This is a genomic window from Meiothermus sp., assembly GCF_026004075.1.
In the GTDB taxonomy this organism is placed as follows: domain Bacteria; phylum Deinococcota; class Deinococci; order Deinococcales; family Thermaceae; genus Meiothermus.
Genome location: NZ_BPIK01000001.1, coordinates 666911 through 693679 on the forward strand (window position 1 = coordinate 666911; position 26769 = coordinate 693679).

The 26769-nt window shown below is 61.4% G+C and carries 26 protein-coding genes; 15 read left to right on the top strand and 11 right to left on the bottom strand.

Annotation, left to right across the window (positions count from 1 at the left end):
* Positions 1–106: 106 nt before the first annotated feature.
* From Q0X18_RS03255 to Q0X18_RS03270, 4 genes are all read right to left on the bottom strand, one after another.
* Positions 107–1408, bottom strand: coding sequence for a dihydroorotase (locus Q0X18_RS03255; protein WP_297558453.1), 1302 nt, complete (start codon positions 1406–1408; stop codon positions 107–109).
* 14 nt (positions 1409–1422) lie between these two features.
* Positions 1423–2355, bottom strand: coding sequence for an aspartate carbamoyltransferase catalytic subunit (locus Q0X18_RS03260; RefSeq protein ID WP_374707498.1), 933 nt, complete (start codon positions 2353–2355; stop codon positions 1423–1425).
* Positions 2352–2897 carry a bifunctional pyr operon transcriptional regulator/uracil phosphoribosyltransferase PyrR gene (gene pyrR / locus Q0X18_RS03265; RefSeq protein ID WP_297558462.1) on the bottom strand — a complete coding sequence of 182 codons (546 nt, stop codon included), beginning with the start codon at positions 2895–2897 and terminating at the stop codon, positions 2352–2354. The genes Q0X18_RS03260 and pyrR overlap by 4 nt, the downstream gene beginning before the upstream one ends.
* A 277-nt stretch (positions 2898–3174) precedes the next feature.
* The gene (locus tag Q0X18_RS03270) at positions 3175–4179 is read right to left on the bottom strand and encodes a tagatose 1,6-diphosphate aldolase (RefSeq protein WP_297558464.1); all 1005 of its coding nucleotides are present in this window, start codon (positions 4177–4179) and stop codon (positions 3175–3177) included.
* A gap of 251 nt (positions 4180–4430) precedes the next feature.
* Here Q0X18_RS03270 and Q0X18_RS03275 point away from each other — a divergent pair, with 251 nt between their 5' ends.
* The gene (locus Q0X18_RS03275) at positions 4431–5351 is read left to right on the top strand and encodes a carbohydrate kinase (protein ID WP_297558466.1); all 921 of its coding nucleotides are present in this window, start codon (positions 4431–4433) and stop codon (positions 5349–5351) included.
* 8 nt (positions 5352–5359) lie between these two features.
* Here the strand turns inward: Q0X18_RS03275 and Q0X18_RS03280 are convergent, their stop codons facing one another.
* Together Q0X18_RS03280 and Q0X18_RS03285 are read right to left on the bottom strand one after the other, a co-directional pair.
* Positions 5360–5764 (bottom strand): cupin domain-containing protein, encoded by a 405-nt coding sequence (locus Q0X18_RS03280; RefSeq protein ID WP_297558469.1) that lies wholly within the window; start codon positions 5762–5764, stop codon positions 5360–5362.
* A 28-nt stretch (positions 5765–5792) separates the two neighbouring features.
* Positions 5793–6839 (bottom strand): NADH:flavin oxidoreductase/NADH oxidase, encoded by a 1047-nt coding sequence (locus Q0X18_RS03285; RefSeq protein ID WP_297558474.1) that lies wholly within the window; start codon positions 6837–6839, stop codon positions 5793–5795.
* A 208-nt stretch (positions 6840–7047) separates the two neighbouring features.
* On the opposite strand from Q0X18_RS03285, the gene Q0X18_RS03290 reads away from it, so the two are divergent.
* From Q0X18_RS03290 to Q0X18_RS03305, 4 genes are all read left to right on the top strand, one after another.
* Positions 7048–8193 carry an acyl-CoA dehydrogenase family protein gene (locus Q0X18_RS03290; protein WP_297562957.1) on the top strand — a complete coding sequence of 382 codons (1146 nt, stop codon included), beginning with the start codon at positions 7048–7050 and terminating at the stop codon, positions 8191–8193.
* Between the two features lie 87 nt (positions 8194–8280).
* Positions 8281–9027, top strand: a complete 747-nt coding sequence (locus tag Q0X18_RS03295; protein WP_297558477.1) for an electron transfer flavoprotein subunit beta/FixA family protein — start codon at positions 8281–8283, stop codon at positions 9025–9027.
* 19 nt (positions 9028–9046) lie between these two features.
* Complete coding sequence (locus Q0X18_RS03300) at positions 9047–9988, top strand: electron transfer flavoprotein subunit alpha/FixB family protein (RefSeq protein ID WP_297558480.1); 942 nt, start codon at positions 9047–9049, stop codon at positions 9986–9988.
* Positions 9989–10274: 286 nt separating this feature from the next.
* Positions 10275–10865, top strand: coding sequence for a hypothetical protein (locus tag Q0X18_RS03305; RefSeq protein ID WP_297558483.1), 591 nt, complete (start codon positions 10275–10277; stop codon positions 10863–10865).
* A gap of 93 nt (positions 10866–10958) precedes the next feature.
* Here Q0X18_RS03305 and hisD read toward each other — a convergent pair whose 3' ends face one another.
* On the bottom strand, positions 10959–12158 hold the full coding sequence (gene hisD / locus Q0X18_RS03310) for a histidinol dehydrogenase (protein ID WP_374707521.1): 1200 nt from the start codon (positions 12156–12158) through the stop codon (positions 10959–10961).
* A gap of 77 nt (positions 12159–12235) precedes the next feature.
* Positions 12236–12994, bottom strand: coding sequence for a DUF3108 domain-containing protein (locus Q0X18_RS03315; RefSeq protein ID WP_297558489.1), 759 nt, complete (start codon positions 12992–12994; stop codon positions 12236–12238).
* Positions 12995–13290: 296 nt separating this feature from the next.
* Here Q0X18_RS03315 and aceA point away from each other — a divergent pair, with 296 nt between their 5' ends.
* The gene (gene aceA, locus Q0X18_RS03320) at positions 13291–14586 is read left to right on the top strand and encodes an isocitrate lyase (protein ID WP_297558492.1); all 1296 of its coding nucleotides are present in this window, start codon (positions 13291–13293) and stop codon (positions 14584–14586) included.
* A gap of 151 nt (positions 14587–14737) precedes the next feature.
* Here the strand turns inward: aceA and yqeK are convergent, their stop codons facing one another.
* Positions 14738–15265: a bis(5'-nucleosyl)-tetraphosphatase (symmetrical) YqeK gene (yqeK, locus tag Q0X18_RS03325; RefSeq protein WP_297558495.1), complete on the bottom strand. Its 528-nt coding sequence runs from the start codon at positions 15263–15265 to the stop codon at positions 14738–14740.
* Positions 15266–15475: 210 nt separating this feature from the next.
* Between yqeK and Q0X18_RS03330 the strand changes: the two genes are divergently transcribed.
* From Q0X18_RS03330 to rsfS, 5 genes are all read left to right on the top strand, one after another.
* Positions 15476–15652 (top strand): hypothetical protein, encoded by a 177-nt coding sequence (locus Q0X18_RS03330; RefSeq protein ID WP_297558497.1) that lies wholly within the window; start codon positions 15476–15478, stop codon positions 15650–15652.
* Between the two features lie 244 nt (positions 15653–15896).
* Positions 15897–16202: a 50S ribosomal protein L21 gene (gene rplU / locus Q0X18_RS03335; protein WP_297558499.1), complete on the top strand. Its 306-nt coding sequence runs from the start codon at positions 15897–15899 to the stop codon at positions 16200–16202.
* A gap of 22 nt (positions 16203–16224) precedes the next feature.
* The gene (rpmA, locus tag Q0X18_RS03340) at positions 16225–16500 is read left to right on the top strand and encodes a 50S ribosomal protein L27 (protein WP_297558502.1); all 276 of its coding nucleotides are present in this window, start codon (positions 16225–16227) and stop codon (positions 16498–16500) included.
* Between the two features lie 55 nt (positions 16501–16555).
* Positions 16556–17806, top strand: a complete 1251-nt coding sequence (obgE, locus tag Q0X18_RS03345; protein ID WP_297558512.1) for a GTPase ObgE — start codon at positions 16556–16558, stop codon at positions 17804–17806.
* Positions 17807–17835: 29 nt separating this feature from the next.
* Positions 17836–18180, top strand: a complete 345-nt coding sequence (gene rsfS, locus Q0X18_RS03350) for a ribosome silencing factor (RefSeq protein ID WP_297558514.1) — start codon at positions 17836–17838, stop codon at positions 18178–18180.
* 6 nt (positions 18181–18186) lie between these two features.
* On the opposite strand, the gene Q0X18_RS03355 is transcribed toward rsfS, so the two are convergent.
* On the bottom strand, positions 18187–18480 hold the full coding sequence (locus Q0X18_RS03355; protein WP_297558516.1) for a hypothetical protein: 294 nt from the start codon (positions 18478–18480) through the stop codon (positions 18187–18189).
* A gap of 108 nt (positions 18481–18588) precedes the next feature.
* On the opposite strand from Q0X18_RS03355, the gene Q0X18_RS03360 reads away from it, so the two are divergent.
* Complete coding sequence (locus Q0X18_RS03360) at positions 18589–19677, top strand: M28 family metallopeptidase (RefSeq protein WP_297558519.1); 1089 nt, start codon at positions 18589–18591, stop codon at positions 19675–19677.
* A 232-nt stretch (positions 19678–19909) separates the two neighbouring features.
* On the opposite strand, the gene Q0X18_RS03365 is transcribed toward Q0X18_RS03360, so the two are convergent.
* Positions 19910–23662 carry a PAS domain S-box protein gene (locus Q0X18_RS03365; RefSeq protein ID WP_297558522.1) on the bottom strand — a complete coding sequence of 1251 codons (3753 nt, stop codon included), beginning with the start codon at positions 23660–23662 and terminating at the stop codon, positions 19910–19912.
* Positions 23663–23745: 83 nt separating this feature from the next.
* On the opposite strand from Q0X18_RS03365, the gene Q0X18_RS03370 reads away from it, so the two are divergent.
* From Q0X18_RS03370 to Q0X18_RS03380, 3 genes are read left to right on the top strand one after another with little or no spacing between them, the layout of a single operon-like run.
* A complete protein-coding gene (locus Q0X18_RS03370) occupies positions 23746–24798 on the top strand; it encodes a mannose-1-phosphate guanylyltransferase (protein WP_297558525.1) in 1053 nt (350 codons plus the stop codon).
* Between the two features lie 4 nt (positions 24799–24802).
* Positions 24803–26002, top strand: coding sequence for a lipopolysaccharide biosynthesis protein (locus Q0X18_RS03375; RefSeq protein ID WP_297558550.1), 1200 nt, complete (start codon positions 24803–24805; stop codon positions 26000–26002).
* Entirely contained in the window at positions 25989–26768 is a 780-nt protein-coding gene (locus tag Q0X18_RS03380; RefSeq protein WP_297558552.1) for a dolichyl-phosphate beta-glucosyltransferase, read from the top strand. The genes Q0X18_RS03375 and Q0X18_RS03380 overlap by 14 nt, the downstream gene beginning before the upstream one ends.
* The last annotated feature ends 1 nt before the right edge of the window (position 26769 follow it).

Genomic DNA, 26769 nt, shown 5'->3' on the forward strand with positions numbered 1-26769 from the left:
GGATATGCTCAACGGCGCATTGCTACAACCTACTAAAAAAACCAGCAAGAAGAGTTGTGTAATCAGGCGCATGGCATCATTAATCCAGATTCTCGTGAGGATATGCTTATTCCAAAGCAAAAACCCTCCGGCCCTCTACCAGGGTGCATACCGGCCAGCCCTTCAACTGCCAGCCAGCCCAGGGGCTAAATTTGGCTTTGGAAGCGAAGGTCTGGGGTTCCACCGGACGCTGGCTGCGCGGATCCCACAGCACCAGGCTGGCCTCGGCCCCTTCCTCCAGGTGCAGCGGGGGAAAACCCAGAATGCGCCGGGGGCCGTCGGTGAAGCGGGCCACCAGCACAGCCAAGGGGAAGCCTCGCTTTTCCACCAGCTCGCTGTAGAGCAGCGGCCAGCAGACCTCGAGGCTGGGGATGCCAAAGGGGGCCCGCAACAGGTCGAGTTCCTTTTCATCCTGGGTGTGGGGGGCGTGGTCGGTGCCGATGCAGTCGATGCTGCCGTCTAGCAGTCCTTCGATAAGGGCTTCCACATCGCTCTGGGTGCGCAGGGGCGGGGCTACTTTGTATATGGGATTCAGCCCGTTCAGGGCCTCGTCGGTCAGGGTTAGGTGGTGGGGCCCAACCTCGGTGGTGATGGGCAGCCCCTCTTGCTTGGCCTGGCGGATGAGCTCGAGGCCCCGTTTTGTGCTCAGGTGCTGGATGTGCAGCAGGCCTCGCGCTGATACTTTATTAGCCAGCCGATCTCGCACATAGCGCACGACTTCCAAGTCTCTGGCAATGCGCGCGCTCTCGGCGTAGCTGGTGTTGCCGGGCAGGCCCAGCCGAAACGAGACCTCCCCTTCGTTCATGACCCCGTTCCGCCGCAGCCCCGCGTCTTCGGCATGCACCGAGACCACCAGGCCCCAGGAAGCCGCATACAGCAGACCCTGAGCCAGCACACCGGCGTCTTCGTTGGTTTTGCCGTCGTCGGTGAGCATGACGGCCCCGGCTGCCTGTAGCAGATGGGCCTCGCTCAGGACTTTGCCCTCCTGGCCCTGGGTGAGGGCCGCGGCGGGGTGCAACCGGGCCTGCTTGATCTGGGCTGCTTTTTTCTTCAAAGCCGCCACGATCTCGGCGTTATCCACCACCGGGGTGGTGTTGGGCATGGAGACTATATCGGTATACCCGCCTCGAGCCGCCGCGGTCAGGCCGCTTTGCAGGTCTTCTTTGACCTCTTGCCCCGGTTCGCGCAGATGGGCGTGGGGATCAAAAAACCCCGGCGACAAGATCATCCCGGTCGCGTCCAGTACGGTTGGGGCCTCACCCCCCGAGAGCGAAAGAATGCGCCCTTCACCGATCAGCACATCGGCTGTGCCGTGGACTCCTCGTCCGTCTACCAGCTTTGCGTTTTTGATAAGAAAATCGCCCTTCATGTGGCTCCTTGTAATCAACTTTTTCCCACCAGCACGTGGTAAAGCACCGCCATCCGCACAGCCTGCCCGTTGGCTACCTGGCGTTCGACCAGGCTCTGGGGCGAGTCGGCCAGGGTGCCCTCCAGCTCCACATCGCGGTTCATGGGGCCGGGGTGGAGGAGGGGGGCCCCGGGCCTGGCCCAGCCCAGGCGTTCCCGGTTGACCTGATAGGCGGCAATATACTCTGGCAGCGAGGGCGGCAAACCCTTTTCCATCCGCTCTTTTTGCAAACGCAGCACCATCACCGCATCGGCCTCGTACAGGGCTTCCCGCAGGCTGGTGGTGAGGGTGGCGCCGGGCAGGCTGCCCGGAAGGAGGGGGGCCGGGCCACAGGCGACTACTGTTGCGCCCAGCATGGGCAGCAACTCGGCGTTGGAGCGGGCCACCCGCGAGTGCAGGATGTCCCCCACGATGGCGATTTTTTTGCCCTCGAGGCTACCCAGTTTTTCCCTCAGGGTAAAAGCATCCAGCAGGGCCTGGGTGGGGTGGGCCCGCCAGCCGTCCCCCGCGTTGATGACCGGTTTGTGCAGCCAACTGTGGGCCTGGTAGGGCACCCCAGCGGCGTCGGTGCGAAGGATGTAGGCATCGATGCCCATCTGATCCAGGGTGCGCAGGGTGTCCCGGTAGGTCTCGCCCTTGACGGTGGAGCTGGTTGTGCCGGAAAAGCTCACCACATCGGCCGACATGCGCCGGGCGGCCAGCTCGAAGGAGATACGGGTGCGGGTGGAGGGCTCAAAGAAGACCGTAGCCACCGTAAAGCCTGTGAGGGCCGGTACTTTTTTGACCGGGCGGGCCAGCACCTCCTGCATCATCTGGGCGGTCTCGAGCAGGCTTTCTACCTGGCGGCGGCTCCAGTCCCGGAAATCGAGCAGGTGTTTAGGAAAGCTTGGGGTAGCGGTCTCGCTCACGATGCCTCTACCTCCCACAGCTCTACTGCGTCCTCGCCGTCGTCTTCCAGGGTTTTGACCTTCACCACTTCGCTTTTGGAAGTAGGGAGGTTTTTGCCCACAAAGTCGGCGCGGATGGGCAGTTCGCGGTGCCCCCGGTCTACCAGCACGGCCAGGTAAATCCGGCTGGGACGGCCCTGGTCGATCAGGGCGTCCAGGGCAGCCCGTGCGGTGCGGCCGGTGTAGAGCACGTCGTCTACCAGCACCACGGCCTTGCCCCCCAGGTCGAAGGGAATGCGGGTCTCGCGCACCTTGGGCTGCAGGCCAATCTCGGTCAGGTCATCGCGGTAGAGGGTGATGTCGAGAATGCCCATTGGCACCCGCTTGCCCTCAAACTTCTCGACCAGATCGACCAGCCTTTTAGCCAGGCTGATGCCGCGGGTGTGAATGCCCACGAAGCAGAGTCGGTCAACGCCCTTGTTCTTTTCGATCACCTCGTGGGCGATGCGGGTAAGGGCCCGGCGCACTTCGTCTTCGTTGAGGAGCTTAGACTTGAAGATCATGGCTGTTCCTCCTGGTGCACGAGCGGGAGCGACGCATGGCCGCCCTTACCCAGGCTAACCCGTCTATGGGGTAAAGAAAAAATGCGCCCTGAACAGGCGCATACCTCCGGTTTGTAGGCTTCGATATGTTTCACTTGTTCTCCTTTCCGACCTCGCAGGATCGGGTTAAAGGTGTGGGGTCAACCCCGCCGGCTATGCTACGCCCTGGGAGGCCGTGGGTCAAGGGCAAAAAATAGGGCCCCCGGGTGCGGGAGCCACACCAATACCGAATGGCCGACTAGCCCCGGGCGGCCTCCAGGCTGCCGTAGAGCGTCCACCAGGGCTTGGCGCCCTTGGCCAGCACCTGGTTGAGCAACTGGATATTCTTCACACCCTGATCCGAGAGCCAGGCCTCGAGGGCCTCCAGGCCTTGCTTGGCATAGACCGGAATCCCGTCTTGCCAGGTGGCCCGCCCACACAGCACCCCGCTGAAGGGTACCCCGGCCTCGGCGGCCATTTCCAGGGACTCGCGGAAGACCGCATCGCTGACCCCAGCCGAGAGGTAGATGAAGGGCTTGCCGGCAGCGCTGGCAGCGTCCTTGAGGAACTGCAGGGCCTGGGCGCGGGTGTAGGCTTCCTCGCCCTTAAAGCCCAGGGTGCCGCTGGTATAGGCGATGTTGAAGGGCAGCTCCACCTTGAGCACGTCCACCCCGTAGCGGTCTTTGGAGAACTCCTCCATGTACTTGGCTACGTAGCGGGGTTTGACCTTGGCGAACTCGAGGCCCTCGCCAAGCTGGTCGTTGTAGGCGATGGGCTCCAGGAAGAAGGGCACCTCCAGCGCGGCGCACTCGGCCCCGACCCGCTCGATAAAGGCGTGTTTGATATTGTTGATTTTGGGGTCGTCCTCGGGGTTGTAGTAAAGCAGAATTTTGACCGCATCCCCCCCAAGCTCCACAATGCGCCGCACGCTGAGGTCGGGCAGCAGGTCGGGCAGGCGGCCCGGGGTGCTGGTGTCGTACCCCGATTTCTCGTAGGCCAGCAGCACACCGGTGCCGGGGGCTTTGTGCTTTAGCGCTGGCAGTCCGTACTCGGTATCCATCAGAATGGCCGAGGCGTAGGGGGTGAGGATCTTGACCACCGCGGTTTTGAACTCGGTGAGCTCGGCGTCGCTCACCTCACCACCGCGGGCTTTGGCGATGGCTTTGCGCAAGGAGCCCCGCTGATCCATTGCGGCCGCCGCGATCACGCCTTTGTCGTCGGCGCAGGCCTGTATCCGTTCAAACTTTCCTTTGCTGAGTCCCATAGGTTTCTCCACCCAAGAGTTTACCCTACCTGTGGGCTTTTGCATGCAGCGCATGACGCCGGGCGCGGGGGGTGTGGGCCTGTTATATCGTTTCCGCTTGAATCCTTCACCGCTGGACGGAGTCAGCGGTGAAGGATTCAAGCCGACCGAAGGGAGTAGAAAAGCATTTCGGTAGTATCGTTTAGGCTTGTTAAAGTGAACGATACTACCGAAATGCGTATTAGACTCTTCGTAGTTTTGTGGGAGGAAGCATGCTGATTGTAGCTGGTGAAGCCCTGATCGATATGACCCCCATAACCCATAACGGTGGTATGGCCTATGTGCCGCATCCCGGGGGTTCCCCGTACAACGTAGCCGTGGGCGCAGGCCGCCTGGGTACGCCCACTGCCTTTCTGGGGTGCATCTCGCGCGATGCTTTCGGGCAGCTTCTAAGAAGCCACCTGGCCGCCAGCGGGGTTGGCCTGGATTACCTAAAGGAAAGCGAGCACCTGACCACCCTGGCCCTGGTGACCCCTGCGGAGTCGGGCGAGTTTTTCTCGTTCTACTGTGAAAACACCGCCGACCGCATGCTCTACCCCGAAGACCTGCCGGCCGTGCTGCCTGCCAGTGCAGCCCTGCACTTTGGTTCGTACTCGCTGGTGCTGGAGCCGGGGGCCTCGAGCCTCGAGCTCCTCATGCGGCGGGAGGCCCGCCGCCGCCTGATCTCGCTCGACCCCAATGTGCGGCCTTTCCTGATTCCTAACCGCGAGGCCTACCTCGAGCGCCTCCTGGGCTGGCTCGAGCAGGTCGATCTGGTCAAGGTGAGCCAGGCCGACCTGGCGTGGCTGTATCCGGGGGCCAGTCTGGAAAGCATCGCCCAGGAGTGGAAGCAGCAAGGCCCGGCGCTGGTGATCGTAACCCAGGGCGGCCAGGGGGCGCTGGCCGTGACCAAGCAGGCCGTCCTTCGCGTTCAAGCTCCCAGGGTTGCTGTGGTAGATACGGTGGGTGCCGGCGATGCCTTCATGTCGGGTGCTTTGAGCTGGTTGTGGCAGCACGGCGCCTGGTCTCGAGCAGCGCTGGAGTCGCTAACGGGTGAGCAGGTCACAGATCTGCTGAACTTCGCTGCCAGAGTTGCGGCCATCACCTGCACCCGGGCCGGGGCCAACCCGCCCTGGCGGGCCGAGCTGGCCTAGGTGGTTTTTCACAAGCGATACTGCTCGTCCGAGACTGGCTCGAGCCAGTCGGTGCTCACCCCCTCCACCGCGGCCTGAATGGCCAGGTGAATCATGGCGTGGGTGGGGCTGGCCCCGTGCCAGTGTTTCTCGCCGGGGGCAAAGTAGATGGTGTCGCCGGCTTTCATCTCACGTACCGGCTCACCCCAGCGCTGGAACCAGCCAATCCCCGACTCCACGTGCAAAACCTGCCCTTGGGGGTGGGTGTGCCAGGCGGTGCGGGCCCCCGGCGCAAACATCACCCGTAGCACGTGCAGGTGCATGGGGGCGGGCGTGATCACCAGCTCGCTCAGGTATACCGTGCCGGTAAACCACTCGGGCTTGCCCAGGCGGGTAGGGGCCTGGGGTACGAAGGTTTTCCACGGGTTTTCCATGGCTTATAGTTTACGGCCTCGAGGCCCCTCAGAAGGCCCGCTCATACTGTACCGGCCAGACCCTGGTGCCCAGGGCCTGGGCGGCCCGGTAGGGCCAGTACGGCTCCCGGAGCAAGACCCGGCCCAAAAGAACCAGGTCGGCCTGGTTTTCCTGAAGAATGGCCTCGGCTTGTAAGGGCTCGGTAATGAGACCCACCGCCCCTGTGGACAAGCCTGTGGATAAGCGCACCTGGGCGGCAAAGGGCACCTGGTAGCCGGGGCCAACCGGAATCTTCACCCCCGGCACAGCCCCGCCCGAGGAGCAGTCCAGCAAATCTACGCCGCGCTGCTGCAATTCCCCGGCAAAAACCACCGTGTCGGTGATGTCCCAGCCCCCTTCGACCCAGTCGCTGGCCGAGACCCGCACCAAAAGCGGCAGCTCGGCGGGCCAGACCTCCCGCACCGCCTCTGCGACCTCGAGCGGGAAACGCATGCGGTTTTCACGGCTGCCCCCGTAGCGGTCGGTGCGCTGGTTGGTGAGGGGCGACAAAAACGAGTGCAGCAGGTAGCCGTGGGCCATGTGAATTTCCAACACTTCAAACCCTGCCGCCAGGGCCCGCCGGGCCGCTTGCCGAAAGGCCTGGCGTACCTCGTCCAGGCCTGCTTCGTCGAGGGCCTGGGGTATGGGCCAGCCCTCTTGAAAGGGCAGGGGGCTGGGGGCCACCGGTGTCCAGCGGTGAAGGGGCTTCCCCCCCTGCCACGGACTGGCCGTACCTGCCTTGCGCCCAGCATGGGCAATCTGGATGCCCGGCACCGCCCCGGCGTAGCGGATGCGCCGGGTAAGCTCTTTTAGCCCGGCGACGTGCTCGTCCGACCAGAGGCCCAGGTCGTCCGGGCTGATCACCCCCCGGGCCTCCACCGCGGTGGCCTCCACGATTGCCAGCCCCACCCCCCCGATGGCCCGGGTGGGGTAGTGCAACAGATGCCAGTCGGTCACGTGCCCATCCTGGGCCGAGTACTGGCACATGGGTGACATGGCGATACGGTTTTTGAGAGAGACAGAACGCAGTTGCAGGGGGCTAAAGAGCAGGCTCATAGCGGGGATTCTACGCCCTAGGCGGGCCGGGTTTGTGGACTTCAATACATAACGCTTTTTCTTCACCGGACGCGTGATACGATAGACGAGAGCGGGAGAAAAAAGTTATACTAAGTACAAGAAGTTTTGTAAGGAGGTGAAGAAAAAGCCGAATGCCAAAAGCCAGATGCCAAAAACTGTAGCGGCTTTGAGCCTTCTGCTTTCAGCTATGCCCATAGATTTCACCCTGACCGACGAGCAAAAAGAGCTGCAAAAGCTGGCCCGGCGCTTCGCCAAGGAGCAGATCGCGCCGGTGGCCGCCGAGTACGACCGTAAAGAGGAGGTGCCCTGGGGCCTGGTGGAAAAGCTCCACGAGGTGGGCCTGCTGAACGCCATCATCCCCGAGGCCTATGGCGGTTTGGGTTTGGGGATGCTCGAGGAAGTCATCATCGGCGAGGAGCTGGCCTGGGGCTGCATGGGCATCTACACCATCCCCATGGCCTCCGACCTGGGTATCACCCCCATTCTGCTGGCCGGAACCCACGAGCAAAAGCAACGCTTCTTCAAGAAGCTCACCGAGAAGCCGGCCCTGGCGGCTTTTGCCCTCTCTGAACCCGGCAACGGCTCCGACGCCGCGGCCCTGCGCACACGGGCGGTGCGGGATGGCGACCATTACGTGCTCAACGGCACCAAGACCTGGATCTCCAACGGCGGCGAGGCCGAGACCGTGGTGGTGTTTGCCACCGTGGCCCCGGAGCTGCGCCACAAGGGCGTGGTGGCTCTGGTAGTGGAGAAGGGCACCCCCGGCTTCAAGGCCAACAAACTGCACGGCAAGATGGGCCAGCGGGCCAGCGGCACCTACGAGCTGGTCTTCGAGGACTGCCGGGTTCCGGTCGAAAACCGGCTGGGCCAGGAAGGCGACGGCTTTAAGATTGCCATGCAGACCCTGGACAAGACCCGCATCCCGGTGGCGGCGGGCAGCCTGGGGGTGGCCCGGCGGGCCCTCGAGGAGGCCACCAAGTACGCCAAGGAACGCGAGGCCTTTGGCAAGCCCATCGCCGAGTTCCAGGCCATTCAGTTCAAGCTGGCCGAGATGCTGATGGGCCTCGAGACCGCCCGCACCTACACCTACTACGCGGCCTGGCTGGTAGACACCCACCAGCCCCACGCCCACGCCGCGGCCATCGCCAAAGCCTATGCCTCGGAGATGGCCTTCGAGGCGGCCAACCAGGCCATCCAGATTCACGGCGGCTATGGCTATATGCACGAGTACCCGGTAGAAAAGCTCCTGCGCGACGTAAAGTTAAACCAGATCTACGAAGGCACCAACGAGATACAGCGCCTTATCATCGCGCGGCATATCCTGAAAGGGTAGGTTGTGGGGGCAACCCTGGTGGTCGCCCGGCCGCAGCCAGGGCGTGTAGCCCGAACATAAAACCTTGTTGCAACAGATGGAGGAGAGATGAAGTTCGTTGCGGTTATTCGACAGGTTCCAGACGGTGAATCCCGCCTCAAGATTGAGGGGGGTAAGGTAGACCTGGGCGGGGTCACCATGATCCTCGACCAGATGGACGAGTGGGCGGTGGAGGAGGTCATCCGGCTACAGGAGAAGCACGGGGGCGAGAGCGTGGTGGTGGCCCTGGGCCCCGAGCGCTTTGAGGAGGCCATCCGCACCGCGCTGGCTATGGGCATTGACCGGGCCATCCACCTGGTGGCCGAGGGCTACCTCGACCCCATCTCGCAGGCCGAGGCCCTGGCCGAGGTCATCCGGGCCGAGGCCCCCACCCTGGTCTTTACCGGCGGGCAGCAGGCCGACTGGGACTCGCAGGCCCTGGGGCCGGCCCTGGCTGAGGCCCTCTCGTGGCCGGTGGTGAGCTGGACGACCCAGATCGAGCTGGAAGGTGAGACCCAGGCCAAAGCCAAACACGACCTCGACGAGGGCGCCGAGGTGGTGCGGGTGGGCTTGCCGGCGGTATTTACCAGCCAGCAGGGCCTGAACGAGCCGCGCTACCCCACCCTGCCCGGCATCATGAAGGCCAAACGCAAGGAGCTGAAAAAGGTTCCGGTGAGCGCCAGCAGCAAGGTGGAGATTCTGGAACAGACCATCCAGGAGAAAAGCCGCCTGAACAAGATGATTGACGGCAAAGACCCGGTGGCCGCTGCCCACGAGCTGGTGCGGCTGTTGCACGAAGAGGCCAAGGTTATCTAAGAGCCGCTTGGAGGATTGCATGATTCTAGTCGTATTGGAACACGACGGCCAGCGCCTGCGCAAAGGCGCTCTGGAAGCCATCAGCCGGGCCCGGCAAATCGGCGCTCTGGGGGCCATTGCCGGGGTGGTGATCGGCGAAAACACCCAGGCTGTAGCCCAGGAGGCGGCCCAGTACCTGCCCACGGTCTATGCTGCCGAGGTGGGCTCTTACACACCCGAGAAGTGGGCCGAGGCGGCCTACGCTGCCGCCCAGAAAAGCGGGGCCAAGGTGGTGGTGGCCACTGGAGGCCGCCAAAGCCGCACCTGGACGGCCCGCCTGGCTTACAAGATGAAGGCTGGCCTGCTGGAAGACACCCTCGAGACCAGCACCGACGGCCAGCACATCATCGGCGTGCGCTATAGCTTTTTGAACCGCGTCACCGAGAAGCAAAAAGCGGCGCTGCCGGTGGTCTTCACCGCCAAACCCAACACCACCCCCCTGGCCGAGCCGGCCGATAGCAGTGGGGTGGTGGAGGCCCTCGAGGTCAGCCTGCCCCCTACGGTGGAGGTGCTCGAGCGCCTGAGCGAGCAGAAGAAGGGCGTCTCGCTCACCGAGGCCACCGTGGTGGTGACCGGCGGGCGTGGGCTGGGCAACCCCGAGGCTTTTGCGGGGGTGGAGGAGCTGGCAAGCACCCTGGGCGCCGCCGTGGGCGCGACCCGCGCGGTGGTGGACGCGGGCTGGCGGCCCTACAGCGAGCAGGTGGGCCAGACCGGCAAAACCGTCCAGCCCAACCTCTACATCGCCCTGGCGGTTTCCGGTGCGGTGCAGCACCAGGCCGGCATGAACAAGAGCAAGTACATCGTGGCGGTCAACAAGGACGCCGAGGCCCCCATCTTCAAAATTGCCGACTACGGCATTGTGGGCGACGTACACCAGGTGCTGCCGGCGCTGATCGATGCAGCCAAGAAGCTGAAGGACTAAAGCCCAACGCAACTCAAGGGCAGGCCCAGGCTTGCCCTTTTTTGTTGTTGCCGACCAAAGCCTGGCGCGCTGACACCAATCAAGCACGTAACTCCAACCTACCGCCGGTTTCGCCTAGAGCCGTGTAACGGGTGCGCTTTTGGGCCTCGAGGTGCAAATGAGCAAGGGAGGGCCTGGGGCTTGGGGTACACTGGCAACGTAAATCGATTACCCACGCTGCTGCACGCGGTCGCGTGAACCTCGGGGGAACCTCATGGTTGCTATACCAACGGAAGAATTAAACAGCATGACCGAAGTAATGGCCCTTTTGGATGAGGGTCGGCGTATGCAGGGCTACCTGTCCGAAATGGGCACAGAAATGCTCAAGGCCGCCGCCGAGCTGGATAACGGCTACCCCCCATCTCCAGACCTTATTGCTAAGCTGGTGGGGGCCTCACAGGCTTTTGAAGCGCTGCACGACCGGGCGCAGCGCCTGCTGGGAGGTGCGCTGATTGAGCCAGTGCTGCCCCGTGTACTGGAAGCGCTCGAGGCCCATCGCAAGGCGCTGGAAGCGGCCGCCTTGCGTCAGCAAGCCCTGAATGTGCTGGAGCAGGTGAGCAGCCTGGTTTACCGGAGTGGTGAGGAGTTCCTGCCGCTTTCGGCTGTGCAGTTCGATGTTTTGGGCCTGATGCGCCAGCAAAAGGAAAGCACAGAACTCAATGCGACCGTTCTGGCTCTGGCTAACGGCAGCCACCCCTACAACCTGCTGCTTCGGCTGGTGGCGGACAAAAGCATGAGCAACGAAGAATGGGTCAGGATATACCAGCAGGTGGCCCAGGAGATTGGTCAGGATCTTGCTGTAGCGGCCGCGCGCGGCCAGATCGTACTGCCCGAGTGATACCATGCCCGCTTGAATCCTTACATCGCCAGGTGCAGCCGGGGGTGAGGGATTCAAGCCGACCGATCGGGAGTATCGATGCGTATGAACCATCTACCCCTTGGCCCTGCGATCCAGGGCCCGGGCGTGGGCTTCTAGGCCCTCTTCGCGGGCCATGCGGGCCCCGAGCGCGGCCAGCTTGCTGGCCGCTGACTGGTTGAGACCCACCACCGGGATGACCTTGAGAAAGTCCCGCAGGGCCAGCCCACCTCCAAAGCGGGCGGTGCCGGTTGTGGGCATGACGTGGCTGGGGCCGGCGATATAGTCGCCCAGGGCCTCGCAGGAATGCTCGCCCAGAAAAACCCCGCCAGCGTTGCGCACCTGTCCCAGCACGGCCAGTGGGTCGTTCACGGAAAGGCACAGGTGTTCGGGGGCGTAGAGGTTGGCAAGCTCGAGGGCCTGTTCGATGCTTTCTACCTGCACCAGACCGCTTCGCTGCAGAGCCTGGCGGGCAATGCTGGCCCTTGGCAGGTCGGCAAGCTGGCGCTGGAGCTCTTCCTCCACACGCCCCAGCAGCTCCCGGTAGGACGAAAGCAGCCAGGCTTCGGAATCGGGGCCGTGTTCGGCCTGGGCCAGCAGATCGGCGGCCAGCAGCTTGGGATCGGCGGAAGCATCGGCGATGATGAGGGTCTCGGTCGGCCCTGGCAGGCCTTCCATACCCACCGACCCATATACTTCGCGTTTGGCCAGCACCACATAGCGGTTGCCTGGGCCCATAATTTTGTCGACACGGGGTATGGTTTCGGTGCCGTAGGCTAGCGCTGCGATGGCCTGGGCACCCCCCATGGCAAACAGCCGATCGGCGCCGGCCACCCAGGCTGCGGCCAGAATGCCCGGATGCACTCGAGGGGGGGAGGCCAGCACAATCTCGCCCACCCCGGCGACCTTGGCCGGAACTGCAGTCATCAAAACCGTGGAAAGCAGGGGTGCCGAGCCTCCAGGGACGTAAACCCCCACCCGGTCGAGCGGGCGCACTAACTGGCCCAGCACCCCATCGGCGCCGGCTTCCAGGAACCCGCCCATGGGCTCCCGCCGGTAAAAGGCCTCGATCCGTTCTTTGGCGGTCTCGAGGGCGTCCCGCAGGTCGGCGTCCAGGTCTTCGTAGGCTTCGCGCCAGACCCGTTTGGGAATTTCCTCCACAGGGTGCCCGTCTATCTCCTGGCTGATGCGCTGCAGGGCTGCATCACCCTCGTGCTCGACTTGATGCAGAATAAACCGCACCGTTTCCAGGGCATCGCCGTACTCCACGGTCATGCGACGATTTTTGAAGTGCTCGTAGATCTGCTCAGGGGTTTTGATCATACAGGGCCTTTTGGGGGAGAAACAGGGCTTTAGCTATATCGCCTGCGACGCCGCCGCCGCCGACTGGAACCTCCATTCTCCTGCTCTTTGGGTGGTTCGCCGGAAACCACCCTGGTTTTAGGGGGTTCTCCTGAGACCACTCGAGGTCGGCTCGAGTCTCGCTGGGTTTTGGGAGTTTGCTCCAACGGCTCAAAACGCTGTCCGGCCTCGAGGCGCTGCACCCCGACAAGATCGGCTTCGAAGACGTGCTCCCCTACCTTCTGCGTTAGCCGTACGGGGTAGCCTTGCTGGTCGAAATACAGCAGACTAAGACCCGGACGCAAGCGGTAAACCCGCAGGGTGCGCTCTTCAATGGTCTGGTCGGGTAGGCGCTCTACATAAGCCCGTCCTCCCACCAAAGCAAACTTCTCTATCTGGCCTACTTCGATGTCGAGTGCACCAATGGTCAGAATTAACGAGAGGGGGTCATGCATCTGGGTCAGGTAGGGGATGGCAAAGTCGTCTTTACCCTGGCTAACTGTAACCAGGCCGTCCTCGCGCGAGAACTCTACCTCCATCACTCGAGCCCCGTTGCCTTCCACCCTTTCGCGGTAGCGACGGGGTAGGCCTTCGCGGTCTAGCTCGCTTTCCCAACGCTGGCGGGTTTTGGGCAGGGGTAGTTCTACGGTGGCCTCGAGCACCACCCGCAGGCCGTCCCGGCGGGGCTCGAGGATTAGACGCTGCTCACCTGCTGGGTGTCCGGCATACCGCAGGCTGTAGCGCAGTGCTTGTGGAACCGCCCAATCCATGGCATTTATCCTACCAGCCCCCAGTGGAAAATCTGCACCAGTGCTATGGGGAATGTTCCATAACCTGCACCCGCTCACCGATAACCTGGGGGCTGTTTTGAAGCCTCATTCTGCGGGTCTGGACAACAGCCCTGGAGCACAAAAGGACGAGCTGTTTATTGTTTTTACAGCAATTGTGTATACCGTTTACCGTGTACTCACTCAAATGGTACACATTTTTGTAAGTGTTGTTATGCAGAATATACATTTTTTGGATTATCCGGGCTCAAGCCATACTCAAGACAGGAGGAATTGCAATGTCCAAACTGTCCCCCGAGATGAAACTGGAAGCCGACAAACTCAAGCGCGAATGGGAGACCAACCCCCGCTGGAAAGGCATCAAGCGCGACTACACCGCCGAGGATGTGGTGCGCCTGCGCCCCAGCCTTCTGCCCGAGCAGACCTTAGCCAGGGCGGGAGCTGAGCGGCTGTGGGAGCTTTTGCACACCCGTCCTTATGTGAACACCTTTGGGGCCTACACCGGGGCCCAGGCGGTGCAGATGGTCAAGGCCGGCCTCGAGGCCATCTACCTCTCGGGCTGGCAGGTGGCCGCCGACGCCAACCTGGCCTGGCAGACCTACCCCGATCAGTCGCTCTACCCAGCCAACTCGGTGCCGCAGGTGGTGCGCCGCATCAACAACGCCTTACAACGGGCCGACCAGATCGAGCGCGCCGAGGGTAAAACCGATCGCTACTGGTACGCCCCCATCGTGGCCGACGCCGAGGCCGGGTTTGGCGGCCCCCTCAACGCCTTCGAGCTGATGAAGGCCATGATCGAAGCGGGCGCAGCCGGGGTGCACTGGGAAGACCAGCTCAGCAGCGAGAAGAAGTGCGGACACCTGGGCGGCAAGGTGCTGATTCCCACCTCGCAGCACATCCGCACCCTGAACGCCGCCCGGCTGGCCGCCGATGTGATGAATGTGCCCAGCATCATCATCTGCCGCACCGATGCCGAGGCTGCGACCCTGCTCACCAGCGACATTGATGAGCGCGACAAGCCCTTTGTGAAGGAAGGTGAGCGCACCCCCGAGGGCTTCTACCGCATTCGCAACGGCCTCGAGGCCTGCATCACCCGCTCGCTGGCCTATGCCCCCTACGCCGACCTGCTGTGGATGGAGACCAGCACCCCCGACCTGGAGGTAGCCCGCAAGTTTGCCGAGGCCATCCATGCGGTCTACCCCGATAAGATGCTGGCCTACAACTGCTCCCCCAGCTTCAACTGGAAAAAGAACCTCGACGACGAAGCCATCGCCAAGTTCCAGCGCGAGCTGGGCGCCATGGGCTACAAGTTCCAGTTCATCACCCTGGCCGGCTGGCACAACCTCAACTACCGCACCTTCGAGCTGGCCAAGGGCTACAAGGAGCGCGGCATGAGCGCCTTCGTGGAGCTGCAGCAGCTCGAGTTCGCCGCCGAGAAGGACGGCTTCACCGCGGTCAAGCATCAGCGCGAGGTGGGTGCGGGCTACTTCGACGAGGTGCTCATGGCTATTACCGCCGGACAGGCCTCTACGGCGGCTCTGGCAGGCTCGACTGAGGAAGCCCAGTTCCATTGAGCCATAGCATGTTTTTCTTCTACCCTCTGGAGCGTAGCAACCTAATTAATCTGGATGGCAGCAGCCACAGGGCTGCTGCCATCCGCTAATGCCCGAAGTGGGTATCGGCGTCTGTCCCATCCCCAGTACAGCGGTATCCATGGAAACCGCTCTAGCCAGCATCTCGACTTTGTTGTAGCGCCTGATAAGCGGCCCAGGTGCGTGGATGGGGCGTAATGCCTTTCTGTTGCAGGTACCGCACTTTGCAGATGACGGCTTTTTGGTAGGCCTCCTCGAGCCTCCCGCTAAGCGCCATCTCGCGGATCTCGTGGTTGACCCCGCGGCCCGGCTCCGAGACATCGGCAATGTAAAGGGCCATGCCGATTTTGTGATCGGGGCTGACCCCATAAACGTGACCTTCGATGGCCTCGAGCACTTCCTCGTCTTCCACGCCCCATTCCTGGGCCAACCGACGGCCTGCCCGCCCATGCAGGGCCAGGGGGTGATTGCGTTCTATCTCGTTTTCGGGGAGGGCTAACGCTTGCAGGCGCTCGGCGCTCAGGTCGCGCGCGGCGTCGTGCAGAATTGCGGCCAGATAGGCTTTGCCCTCGTCGAGGGCATTGGCCTTGGCAATTTGAGCCGCCAGCTCGGCCACTCGAAGAATATGCTCATAGCGCTCAGGCTTGACCAACTGGCGCACTTTCTCGGCGTAATCAACGACAGAGCCTTTGCTTATCAAAGTTGAGCCTCCGCCGAGGGCGGGAGCAGGTTTGGAAACTCCTGCCCATCCGCAACAGAGAGCCTACCATATTTGCAGAAAATTCCAAGGCGATGGAACCTCTAAAGTCGCGGTTCAGTGGGCGGGGTGGGAGCTGTGGCAGAGCCACCAGGCTTGAACTAGGATAAAGGCATGGCCGATGTTAAGCCCGTGTTCAAGTCCAAAAAAGCTGAGGAAGTCTACCAGTTGATTATTAATCTTCCTCCCCTGACGGATGAACAAGCCCGCAAGATGGTAAAAGCCATCGAGCGGGTTACGGGCCGCCGCCACCCTGTTCGCCCCATACGTCGTTCTAATGTGAATCCCTAAACAAATCCTGCTCGACACCAACTTTTTTATTTCCCCCCGGCGCAAAGAGCCGTTTTCTTGGCCGCCTTTTACGCGAGCAAATGGTTAACTCGGTAATTGTGCAACGTGGAATATGCCCTGCTCCAACCGGTACTTGAAACATTTATCCATAGCCGCTATAGTTATCAGTTGGCTGGGTCAAAAGACCCGAGCCGTTTGGTTGGATTGCACCTGCATCCCGGACGGCTAACTGGAGAGTGTGGCTATGTACGCAATCATCAAAACCGGTGGTAAACAGTACCGCGCAGAAGCGGGCAGCAGGCTGCGCGTAGAGAAGCTCGAGGCCAGCCCTGGCGATACCGTGGAGTTCGATGCCCTGATGCTGGGCGGTGAGAAGACCGTGATTGGTAGCCCCACCGTTCCGGGCGCCAAGGTGGTGGCCGAGGTAGTGGAGCACGGCAAAGGTAAAAAGGTGGTGGTGGCCAAGTTCAAGGCCAAGATTCAGTACCGCCGCAAGCGGGGCCACCGCCAGCCCTACACCGAGATTCTCGTGAAGGAGATTCGCGCTTAGTTGCGCCCCGAAGGAGCACACGATGGCACACAAGAAGGGTCTGGGTTCGACCAAAAACGGGCGTGATAGCCAAGCTAAGCGCCTGGGGGTCAAGCGTTTCGAAGGCCAGGTGGTCAAGGCTGGGAACGTGCTGGTACGGCAGCGTGGTACCAAGTTCCGCGCCGGTGCGGGCGTGGGCCAGGGTCGCGACTACACCCTGTTCGCCCTGGTAGATGGTGTGGTGGAGTTTGCCGACAAAGGCCGCATGGGCCGTTTTGTGCGGGTACGTCCCCTGGAAACGGCACAGGCCGGCGATTAGCCTTACTTCGCGCCGGAGGCGGGAGCCTGCGCTTCTGGCCTCCGGTTTTTGATTTATGTTCAGGGATGTGCTCGAGATTAGCGTGGCCGCCGGGCGCGGGGGCGACGGCTGCATTAGCTTTTGGCGCGAGAAGTACATCGCCAAAGGGGGCCCCGATGGCGGCGATGGGGGGGACGGAGGCTCCGTCATCCTGCGGGCGCTGGCGCAGGTAGACTCGCTCTCCAACCTTTCCAAGCGGGTCTACAAGGCCGAGAACGGCCAGCATGGGATGGGCAAGGGGCTTTTTGGTAAGTCGGGCAAAGACCTGATTATCGAAGTCCCGCGGGGAACCCGTGTCTACGACGCCGATACCGGCGAACTGCTGGCCGACCTGGTGGAGGAGGGCCAGACCTTCGTGGCCGCGCGGGGTGGTCGGGGCGGCTGGGGAAACCCACGCTTTGTGACCCCCACCCGGCAGGCGCCCCGCTTTGCCGAGGCCGGCGAAGAGGGCGAGAAGCGCAGGCTGCGCCTCGAGCTGATGCTCCTGGCCGATGTGGGCCTGGTGGGCTACCCCAACGCCGGCAAGAGCAGCCTGCTGGCCGCCCTGACCCATGCCACCCCCAAAATCGCCAGCTACCCCTTCACCACCCTTTCCCCCAACCTGGGGGTCATCGAGCGCGACCTCGAGCGCATCACCATGGCCGACATCCCCGGCATCATTGAGGGGGCGGCGCAGGGCCGGGGTCTGGGCCTCGAGTTTCTGCGCCACATCGCCCGGACTCGAGTCCTGCTGTACGTGCTCGACGGCGCCGATCAGCCGGTGCAGACCCTGCACACCCTGCAGGCCGAACTGCGGGCCTACAACCCCGAACTGCTCGAGCGCCAATCCCTGATCGCCCTCAACAAAACCGACCTGCTCACCCCGGAAGAAGTGCAAACCCTGGCCGACGAACTCAGCCGAACCGGCCTGCCGGTGCTGCCCATCTCGACCCAGACCAAAGCCGGCCTGCCCGAGCTGGTCGAGGCCCTGTTTGCCCTGGTGCAGTCCGCCCCCAAGCCTAAACTGGAAGCGCCCAAGCCCAAGCCCGAGGCCACCGACTACATCAAGGTGACCCAGGTAGAAGAAGGGGTGTTCGAGCTCGAGGCCCCCCAGGTGCAGCGCCACCTCGACCGGCTTAAGGGCGATATGATGGAGGCTGCAGGCTACCTACAGGAACTTTTCAAGCGCTACCGGGTTGAGCAAGCGCTCAAGGCCCATGGGGTGCGGGCGGGTGATACGGTGCGCTTTGGTACGCACGAGTTTGAATACATCCCCGAGGTTAGATAGAGCTGGGGTATTGTGTACAATGAGGACGAATGGTCAAAACCATTGAACCCAAAACCCTGATTGGACACATCAAAGAAGCCCTGGAAGACAAGAAGGCCGAGAATGTGGTGGCGCTGGACCTAACCGGCGTTTCCGACTCGCTGGACTACTTTGTAATTGCCACCGGAACCTCGCAGCCCCACCTACAGGCCCTCGAGCGGGCCGTGCGGGAAAAACTGCAAGAAGATGAAGGTATTCGGGCCAACAAGGTCGAAGGCCCCAGCCCGCGCTGGGTGCTCCTCGACTATGGCCCGGTGCTGGTACACCTGATGAGCGCAGAGGCCCGCGAGTACTACGACCTGGAAGGCTTCTGGGCCGATGCCAAGCGCATTTAGCCCAAGCTACTTTGCTTTGGGCGGATTGGTTTGTGCTGGACGGTAGTTGCGGATGGGGCCGAAGATGAACTTATTGAACACGATGTAGGCTGCTAGATAAGCCCCCATCTGTACCCAGAAATTGTTGAACACGGTGACCCCACTACCGCCCAAGATGGTCATGATTAGGGTAAGGGGCATCACCACAATAAAGGCCCGCAATAATAGGCTGGGAAATATGCGCAGCATATCCCGGCCAGAAAGGGGGGTGCGCTGCTGTCCTTTACGCTTGAGTTTTTCCTCCCGCCGCTTCTTGCCCATGTGCCTAAGTCTAAGCTGGGCCAAGGTGAGTTTGTCAAACCCGCTGCCCGAGTCGCTATTGCCCCCCGGGATACCGAACCCGATAGACCTGGTTTTTAGCCTTATGCTATGGACGTGCGTCAACTGTGGGAAGAACTTTGTGCCTTGCCGCACCGCGGGAGCGCTACCGCCCAGGAGGCGCTGGCAGCAGCCAAGCTCAAAGCCTACCTCGAGCGGCCCCGGCTGGCCTCTGGGGGACAGGAAATTCCGGGCCATGGGGTGGAAGTTCAGCCCTTCAAAGCACCCCGTAGTTACGGCCCCGAGCTGATTCTGATCAGCCTGCTGCTCGCCTTGGGTGGAGGGCTGGGTCTATGGTGGCTGGCACTGCTGGGAACGTATGGCTTCTGGGCGCATTTCTCCGGCTGGTGGACGCCCTGGCGGAGCTGGTTTGACCGCTACCCTTCACAAAATTTGCTCACCCAGACCGGCCAGGGCCGCAAAACATTGGTCTTGATGGCCCACTACGACACCGCCAAAACCTTTTTTCTCTACCACCCCCGGCAGGTGCGGTTTTTCCGGCGCAATTTTCTGGCCAATGCTGCTTTTGCAACGGCCTTGCCCTTTGGGGCTCTGCTGCCCTGGGTTTCGCAGATATTGGGCCTCTATTTTTTGGTGCAGGCGGCCCTTCTGACCCTGCGGGAGCTGCGCGAGCCTTACGTCAACGGGGCCAACGACAACGCGACCGGGGTGGTGGTGGCGGTGGGGTTGTTCGAGGAGCTGGCGCAAAACCCCCTGCCGGACTTCCGGGTGATCCTGGCCCTGACCGGCAGCGAGGAGGTGGGGGCCAAGGGCGCCGAATACCTGGTGCGTTCGGGGCGCATTCCACCCGATGCCCTGGTGCTCAACATAGACAACGTGGGCAAAGGAGCGCTTTTTTATGCGGTAGGAGAGGGAATGCTCGTCTATCATGCCTATCGCGGAACTTTACGCGAACGGGCTGCAGTCCTCCCCGGTGCGCGGCCCCTCGAGTACCGCCTGGCCTTTTTCGACACCCGCCCCTTTGCCGCTCGAGGCATCCCCTGCCTGACGCTCATTCGGCTGGAGAACGGCCTACCTCCCAACTGGCACTGGCCCACCGACCAGGCCGAAGGGGTAGATTGGAGCCAGGTTGAGGAGACCCTGGATTACGCCCTCCGCTTGGTGCAGCAGCTGGCCTGAAGATAATGGGGCTGCAGGTGCTCGACGAAGGTTAGGCTCGCTTCAATCTGGGGCTTACCCTTGCTGAGCTGGCCAGAACAGAGCAGAACTTCTAGTTCTGCTCGGCCAGGAAAACGTCTCTTGCCCAAGAAGCGATACTGCCCGTGGCTACACCAAGAGCTTTGGCCGGTTTTGATCGTCATTTGGTAATGAGGACAGCCTCCATGTTTGCCCGAAATCGCTCTCGCGAGCCCTAAGTGGATCTGGCCGGATTCATAACCTCGGTAGCCGATATGGGCAACTCCACGTAAAAGCACGCCCCTTTGCCGACCTCAGAGTTCACGCCGATAGTACCGTTGTGTGCATCGACAATAGCCTTGGAGATGTACAGCCCCAAGCCGGTTCCCCGTACCCCCCGCTCGAGGGCAGTGCGAGTGCGTGAATAACGTTGAAACAGCCGCCCCGCCTCTTCCGGCGATATGCCAGGGCCGGTGTCCTCTACCTCGATGCGCAAACAATTTTCCTTTACAAATGCCCGCAAAACAATCCGACCGTTTTTGGGAGTGAACTTAAACGCGTTGGAGAGTAGATTGCCTATTACCTGGCCAATGCGATCGGGATCGGCCAGCAGAGAAGGCAGCTGCTCTATTTGCAGCTCGAAGGTGATACTCGATAGCTGGGCTACTCCCCGGAAGGCAGCGGCCACGTCGCGCAAGGTGGGAGTAAGATCTACTCTTCGACGGCTAATTTCGAAGCGACCGGACTCGAGGCGATTGGAGTCGAGCAGGTTGTCGACCATATTTTTTAGACGCAAACCACTTTCGCGGATCAGTCGAGCGAATTCCCGAGACTCCTCGTCTAAATTTGGCTCCTCTTCCAGTAACTCGGCAAAGCCTAGAATGCCCACCAGAGGGGTGCGCAACTCGTGCGAGACAGCTGATACAAACTCCTGCTTCATTCGCTCGAGCTGCTTTTGTTGAGTTATATCGCGAACCACTGCCAGTACCTGCCGCTCCCCGCTTTGTGCTACACGGGCCTCGAAGTCGAGAGGCTCACCTTGTATATTTAGGCTGTATTCCACGCTGCGCATCTCACCACTGGCGAGCACTTCTGCAATAGCCAGCTGTATGCGCTCGGCAACCTCGAGGGGAAGCACCTCAGCTATGCGCCGACCCAGAAAATCCTCTGGATTCATGAGTAACTGATCTCGCCGGCCCTGGTAAGCCAGTAGGGTGCCGTTGTCGTCCATCATAAAGAGCAGATCGGGTAACGCTTGCAGGATGGCCCGGTTGCGGGCTTCGCTCTCGCGCAGCGCAGCCTCCGCCAGCTTGCGCTCGGAGATGTCGCGGGAGATACCCGCGATTAGGTCGATGCGGCCCTCGCGATTGGGGATGGGCACCAGTTGAGTTAGCCAGGTGCGCCGCCCGGCTGGAAGCTCGAGGGTTTCTTCGTAGCTGATGGCCCGGCCTTCCGACAGGGCACGACGGTAATTGGCCGAAACCTGCTCTGCCAGTTCCCGTGGCAGCAACTCGTGGGGGGTTTTCCCGGCGATATCCTCGAGAGCGATGCCGGTTTGCCGTTGATGAGCGGGGTTGTTGCCCTCGAAGCGAAAGGTTCCATCTGGCTCGATTTCGATCAGAAAGATGGCGTCCTCGGTATGGTCAAATATGCCCCGATAACGCCGCTCACTTTCTTGGCGAGCTAGCTCGGCTTGGTGTCGCTGGCTGACATCGCGCAGTGTTACCGCTACGCCCCCTACAGCTGGATCGTGCGTGAGATTGCGCCCCCAAAGCTCTACCTGGCGCACCTGCCCATGGGCGTCCATCATGCGCAGCTCGGCTTCACGGGTGGAACCTGGTGCGCTCAGCAACTCACGAAACAGGGCCTGGGCCCGGGGGCGGTCTTCGGAGTGGAAGAACGATAGGCCATCGACTTCCGCGCTCAGGTAGCCCTCGGGGTCGTAGCCCAGTACGGCTTTTGCGTTGGGGCTCACGTAGCGCAAGAACCCCTCCGGCGAAATCACATACACCACGTCCTGGCTGCTCTCTAGCAGGGCTTTGAAGCGTCGCTCACGCCGTTCAAGCTCCTCCAGTAGGCGTGTTTTTAGCAGGGCCAGCGCAATAAGCTCGGCGGCTTGCTGAGCTTGCATGGCCTCGAGGTCGCTAAATTTTCGGTTTTGTGTATAGCCGAGGATGGCTGCGCCAAGCCAGCGGGATTGGGCAATAAACGGGAGCACCATGGCCGAGGCAGCTGGAAACTGGCGGGTTAGGGAAGTGGCGGCATAGGGGGTTTGCTGTGTGTCCTCTATAACCAGGACACGACCCAGGCGCAGGGCGGCTTCGGTAAAAGTGCCTCCGCTGGACTCGGTACCGACCTCAAGATAGCGTTCAGTAGAGAACCCGTAAGCTGCAACGGGCAGTGGCTTATTGTGAGCCTCGTCCCACAGGGTGAGATACACCTGATCGGCTGCGAAAAGGCTGGAGAGATGATTGGCGAGGGTGCGCAGCAAGGAGGCACTATCAGGACTCTCTAGGGCCTGGCGGGTGACGTCGGCGAGGTGGCCCAGGAAGCGACTTTGGTTTTCGAGGCGTTGTTGGGCCTGACGAATGCCTGTGATCTCGTGCAAAACCAGCACCCATAGCCGTCCGTCCCGGGTGCCCAGAGCTGAGAAGGTGCGCCCCTGGTGCAGGTACTCCACCGGCTGCCCTTCCAGCGCGGGGTATAGTTCGGGGGGTAGGTTATCGAGAGCCACCTGCTTGTCCAGGCCCAATATTTCACGGGCCTTACGGTTGGCAAAGCCTTCGTATTCCTCGAGCACAACCACAGCGTCACCCATGAGTTCCAGAGCCTGGATGAGCTTTTGGCGCTCTAGCGCAAGCGCCCGGTTAGCTTGCTCGCGCTCTTCAAAGGCGTAGGCGTTTTTAAGGGCCGCGCCGGCTACGTAGCTCAGGAGTTGCACGTAGCGGAGCTCATCAGGATCTACGGTTCGTCCGCTATCACCGTGATCTACAGCTACCACACCCAACACTTCTTCCTCAGCCAGGATTGGCAGATAGGCGGTAATGGGCACGAAGGCCATCTGTTGAGCACGGGCTGTAGCGGGCAGCTCTTTCTCCCCTACCTGCAGCGGTCGGCGTTCGCGGGCGGCCCGGGCAAAAGGGTCGCTTGAGCTCTGAATCGGGAAGCGCAACTGACTTCTTCCTTCGGTCCAGAACATCTGCCCCTCTTTGACCGTGAGCAGCCCTTCGAGTACGCCGTTGCGGTTGAGGGTTATAGTTACACGGTAGTAGTTCAGATCGCGATAGAGCCCCCAGGCTAGTGCCTCGAGCACCTGGCGCTGTTCGAGGTTGCGCACCAGATACCTGGAGATGGTGTTGACCGCCTCCAGAACCTGGGCATTGCGAGCAAGGCGGTTTTGATGCTCTACGGTGGTTTCGTAAAGCCGGGCGTTGCGTAGAGCAAGTGCTACCAGACGAGCCAGGACTGGCAAAAGCTGGCAGGTCTCCCCATCGAGGGTCAGTCCTTCCAGGGATAGCACACCCACCCCGCCGAAGTGCGTGCAGGAAGGACAGCGTTCGGCTCGCTCCGCAGCTCGGATGCGAGGCCTCAGATTACAGCTGGCCTCGGGGTTGTTCCAGCAGTAGGGCTTGCCGCCTGCCGGCGCAGCGCTCGAGTGAACCGGCAGCAGTATTTCATCCGGCAGCTCGAGCCCCTCAGGAGAACCAAAGAAGGCTTGTTGGATTGGGCCATCGTGCGCTAGCGATAGCGATATGGCCGAGACGGTGTGGTTGGTGCCCACGCCAGTCCCCACTTCACCACGCAATTCGCCTTCCTCGGTGTGATACAAGAAGATCGCGGCTCGCTCGGCCCCCAGACTGTGTGTTGCAGCTGTGAGTAGATTGCGCAACATTGGTTTTAGCTCGAGTCCGGACAGCAGAGCCTCGTGGAAACCCGCCAGCTTATCGAGTATTTTTGCGATATTGTCACGGCGTTGAAACAGGCCCATCAAACTTCAGGTTAAATGCCCAGCCACCTTGGAGCTGTTCAAATTGCCCAAGTCGCTTCCGGAAACCGTCCTAGAATGCCTATATGACAACTCTTTTCCCGGTAATCATGGCCGGAGGGAAGGGAGAGCGATTCTGGCCCCTTTCCCGCCAAGATCGACCCAAGCAGTTTCTTAAGCTGCTACCAGATGGGCGCAGCCTAATTCAGGCAACAGTAGACCGGCTCATGCCGTTGGTGGGCGGATGGGAAGAGGTATGGGTAGTAACTACCTTTAACCTGCTGGAGGGTATAGGTGAACACCTGCCGCCCCTGCCTGCCGAAAACCTGCTCATTGAGCCCGAACCACGGGACACTGCTGCTGCGGTGACCTATGCAACCCTCGAGATTCAACGCCGATTCGGGGATGATGCGGTTTTGGGCGTGTTCCCAGCAGACCACCACATCCAGGATGAAGAGCGTTTCCGCCAGGCGGTGCACGCCGCTGCAGAATTGGCGACACAGCGTGAGGCGATTGTTACGTTGGGTATCCAGCCTACCTTCCCGGCTACCGGATACGGCTATATCCAGCAGGGGGAGAAGATAGGGGCGTATGCAGGCCTGGAGGCTTTCACCGTTAACTGTTTTGCTGAAAAACCCGACCAGGCAACGGCTGAGGCCTACTTACGAGAGGGCAATTACTGGTGGAACGGGGGCATTTTTGTTTTTCGGGCGGGGGTGATGTTACGCGAGCTGGCACGTTTTGCTCCCCAGGTACTGGAACCGCTGCAGGCTAAGGGGCGTGAGGCTTATGCAGAGCTGCCTAAAAAGAGCCTGGACTACGCGGTGATGGAGCATACCGACAAAGCGTGCGTGATACCGGCTAGTTTTGGCTGGGACGACCTAGGCGACTGGAATGCCCTCGAGCGGTTGCTGGGGGCGACCGATAACCTCGAGCTTGCCCGCCACGTGGGTCTGGACACCCACGGCTCCATCCTCTATACCACCGGCAACGATATCATCGTGACCCTGGGCCTTGAGAACGTGCTGATCGTACGTGACGGCCCCATTACCCTGATTGTGAAAAAAGAGCGCAGCCAGGAGATCAAAAAAGTCCTCGAGGCCCTGCGCCGCGACCCCGAGTTGGCCCGACACCTCTAGACCTATGGATCGCAGACGTTTTCTACAAAACAGCCTGGCCTTGTTTGCAGCCATGCTGGTGGTTAATGTGCTCAACTACGGCTATGCCCTGATTCTGGGGCGCTGGCTGGGCCCCACCGAGTATGGGAGCTATGCCGCTTTTATGTCGCTATTTTTGCTTTTGACGGTGCTGCCCTTATCTTTGCAACAGGTGGGGGCGCGCTACGCCGCAGCGGGCTCGAGCGCGCTGACCTATACCCGCCTGCAGGCCCTGCGACTGGGGGGCACGCTGGGCCTGGCCCTGGCCCTCCTCAGCTTCCCATTAGGCCAGCTGAGCGCGCTGCCGCCCTTGTGGTATATCGTTCTGGGTGCTTTCCTACCCTTGTATGCCTTGCTGGGCGCGGCTCGCGGCGAGATCCAGGGGCGTCAGCAGCACAGCCAGCTGGGTAACAACATGGTGTTGGAGCACCTTAGCAAGATTATCCTGACCTTTCCGGCCCTGCTAATTCTGCCAGGAGCGACCGCTGCAGTAGTGGCGACCCTGGTGGGGGTGGGGGTGGCGCTTGGGGTGCTGGGGAAAACCCTGCGGGCACAGGGGCCATCACGTCCGGAGGGTGGCTACGTCCTGGCTACGGGCAGCAATCTACTGGCCCAGGCCCTGATTCTCAATGCCGACGTGCTTTTGGCCAAGGCTTTGCTCGAGCCTACCCAGGCCGGTCTGTATGCGGCAGTGGCCATGATTGGCAGAATTGTTTTTTACGGCTCCTGGGCGGTGAGCATGGCCGTTTTTCCGATGGTGGCTCAGGCCCATGCCCAGGGACAAAACACCGCACGGCTGCTGGGATGGGCCTTTTCCAGCGTTGCCCTGATTAGCCTGGCTTTTGTTGGCGTCTGTGCCGCAGTACCCGAATGGGTGGTGGAGGTGCTGTTTGGGCCAGGTTATTTGGCGGCGGCTTCGCTGGTAGCCCCATATGCCCTGATGACTACTTTGTATGCCCTGGCCAACGTAATTTCCAATCATCTTTTGGCTCAAGGGTATGGCCAGGTGGGCTGGTGGGGGCTGGGCGCTGGTCTGTTGCAATTGCTGCTGATGTCGGCCTGGCATAGCTCTGGCCAGGAACTTATTGTGGCTCAGATGGTCGCCAAAGGCTTGCTGCTACTAGGTTTCATGCTTCTGATCGCTCAACAAGTTTTACGCTACGGGAGGCCGTATGTCCTACGCTGACTTTGAACGCTGGCGTGACCAGGAATGCCCTAATCCGAAATTGTCGGTGGTGATTCCGGCCTATAACGAATCCGAGCGAATTTTGCCCACCCTGGGGGCTTTTGCGGTGGTGGTTTCGGGGATGGAGCTGTGCTGGGAACTTATCGTTTCCGACGATGGCTCTGTCGACGGTACCGCCGATTTGGTTGAGCGGCTGGGCTGGAAGAACCTGCGGGTGCTGCGCCACGCCAATACTGGCAAGGGCGGGGCCGTACGCCGGGGGGTACTGGCAGCTAAGGGACAGCGTGTGCTTTTTGCAGACGCCGACAACTCTACCCCGATTGAAGAACTTCCACGACTTTTAGCAAAGCTGGACGAAGGCTTTGACCTAGCGGTGGGGTCTCGAGCAGCTGAAGGAGCTAAAGAAGAGAACAAAAGCCTGGTGCGCCATCTGGCTAGCTGGGGGCTGCGCTTGCTGGCCCGCTGGCTGTCGGGTGTGACTGTCAAAGACACCCAGTGTGGTTTCAAGCTGTTTAGCCGCAAGGCGGTTCAAGAGTTATTTCCGCGCCAGCGTATGATGGGTTTTTCGTTTGACCTCGAGCTTCTCTACCTGGCCAATCGTCTGGGGCTAAAGGTAGCCGAGGTGCCGGTGCGCTGGTTCGACGCTCCCGGCTCCAAGGTAGATCCTGTTAAGGACTCGCTTAAGTTCCTAAAAGACATCCTGGAAATCCGACGACTCGACCGGCAAGGGGTTTATCAGTCAGCCAGTGCGGAGGTAAGGGGCTAGT

What these genes read in the sequence shown, in the direction of transcription:
- Q0X18_RS03255 (WP_297558453.1), bottom strand. Translation starts at nt 1,408, where the DNA reads ATGAAGGGCGATTTTCTTATCAAAAACGCAAAGCTGGTAGACGGACGA.
- pyrR (WP_297558462.1), bottom strand. Translation starts at nt 2,897, where the DNA reads ATGATCTTCAAGTCTAAGCTCCTCAACGAAGACGAAGTGCGCCGGGCC.
- Q0X18_RS03270 (WP_297558464.1), bottom strand. Translation starts at nt 4,179, where the DNA reads ATGGGACTCAGCAAAGGAAAGTTTGAACGGATACAGGCCTGCGCCGAC.
- Q0X18_RS03275 (WP_297558466.1), top strand. Translation starts at nt 4,431, where the DNA reads ATGCTGATTGTAGCTGGTGAAGCCCTGATCGATATGACCCCCATAACC.
- Q0X18_RS03280 (WP_297558469.1), bottom strand. Translation starts at nt 5,764, where the DNA reads ATGGAAAACCCGTGGAAAACCTTCGTACCCCAGGCCCCTACCCGCCTG.
- Q0X18_RS03285 (WP_297558474.1), bottom strand. Translation starts at nt 6,839, where the DNA reads ATGAGCCTGCTCTTTAGCCCCCTGCAACTGCGTTCTGTCTCTCTCAAA.
- Q0X18_RS03290 (WP_297562957.1), top strand. Translation starts at nt 7,048, where the DNA reads ATGCCCATAGATTTCACCCTGACCGACGAGCAAAAAGAGCTGCAAAAG.
- Q0X18_RS03295 (WP_297558477.1), top strand. Translation starts at nt 8,281, where the DNA reads ATGAAGTTCGTTGCGGTTATTCGACAGGTTCCAGACGGTGAATCCCGC.
- Q0X18_RS03300 (WP_297558480.1), top strand. Translation starts at nt 9,047, where the DNA reads ATGATTCTAGTCGTATTGGAACACGACGGCCAGCGCCTGCGCAAAGGC.
- Q0X18_RS03305 (WP_297558483.1), top strand. Translation starts at nt 10,275, where the DNA reads ATGACCGAAGTAATGGCCCTTTTGGATGAGGGTCGGCGTATGCAGGGC.
- hisD (WP_374707521.1), bottom strand. Translation starts at nt 12,158, where the DNA reads ATGACCGTGGAGTACGGCGATGCCCTGGAAACGGTGCGGTTTATTCTG.
- Q0X18_RS03315 (WP_297558489.1), bottom strand. Translation starts at nt 12,994, where the DNA reads ATGGATTGGGCGGTTCCACAAGCACTGCGCTACAGCCTGCGGTATGCC.
- aceA (WP_297558492.1), top strand. Translation starts at nt 13,291, where the DNA reads ATGTCCAAACTGTCCCCCGAGATGAAACTGGAAGCCGACAAACTCAAG.
- Q0X18_RS03330 (WP_297558497.1), top strand. Translation starts at nt 15,476, where the DNA reads ATGGCCGATGTTAAGCCCGTGTTCAAGTCCAAAAAAGCTGAGGAAGTC.
- rplU (WP_297558499.1), top strand. Translation starts at nt 15,897, where the DNA reads ATGTACGCAATCATCAAAACCGGTGGTAAACAGTACCGCGCAGAAGCG.
- rpmA (WP_297558502.1), top strand. Translation starts at nt 16,225, where the DNA reads ATGGCACACAAGAAGGGTCTGGGTTCGACCAAAAACGGGCGTGATAGC.
- obgE (WP_297558512.1), top strand. Translation starts at nt 16,556, where the DNA reads ATGTTCAGGGATGTGCTCGAGATTAGCGTGGCCGCCGGGCGCGGGGGC.
- rsfS (WP_297558514.1), top strand. Translation starts at nt 17,836, where the DNA reads ATGGTCAAAACCATTGAACCCAAAACCCTGATTGGACACATCAAAGAA.
- Q0X18_RS03355 (WP_297558516.1), bottom strand. Translation starts at nt 18,480, where the DNA reads ATGGGCAAGAAGCGGCGGGAGGAAAAACTCAAGCGTAAAGGACAGCAG.
- Q0X18_RS03360 (WP_297558519.1), top strand. Translation starts at nt 18,589, where the DNA reads ATGGACGTGCGTCAACTGTGGGAAGAACTTTGTGCCTTGCCGCACCGC.
- Q0X18_RS03365 (WP_297558522.1), bottom strand. Translation starts at nt 23,662, where the DNA reads ATGGGCCTGTTTCAACGCCGTGACAATATCGCAAAAATACTCGATAAG.
- Q0X18_RS03370 (WP_297558525.1), top strand. Translation starts at nt 23,746, where the DNA reads ATGACAACTCTTTTCCCGGTAATCATGGCCGGAGGGAAGGGAGAGCGA.
- Q0X18_RS03375 (WP_297558550.1), top strand. Translation starts at nt 24,803, where the DNA reads ATGGATCGCAGACGTTTTCTACAAAACAGCCTGGCCTTGTTTGCAGCC.
- Q0X18_RS03380 (WP_297558552.1), top strand. Translation starts at nt 25,989, where the DNA reads ATGTCCTACGCTGACTTTGAACGCTGGCGTGACCAGGAATGCCCTAAT.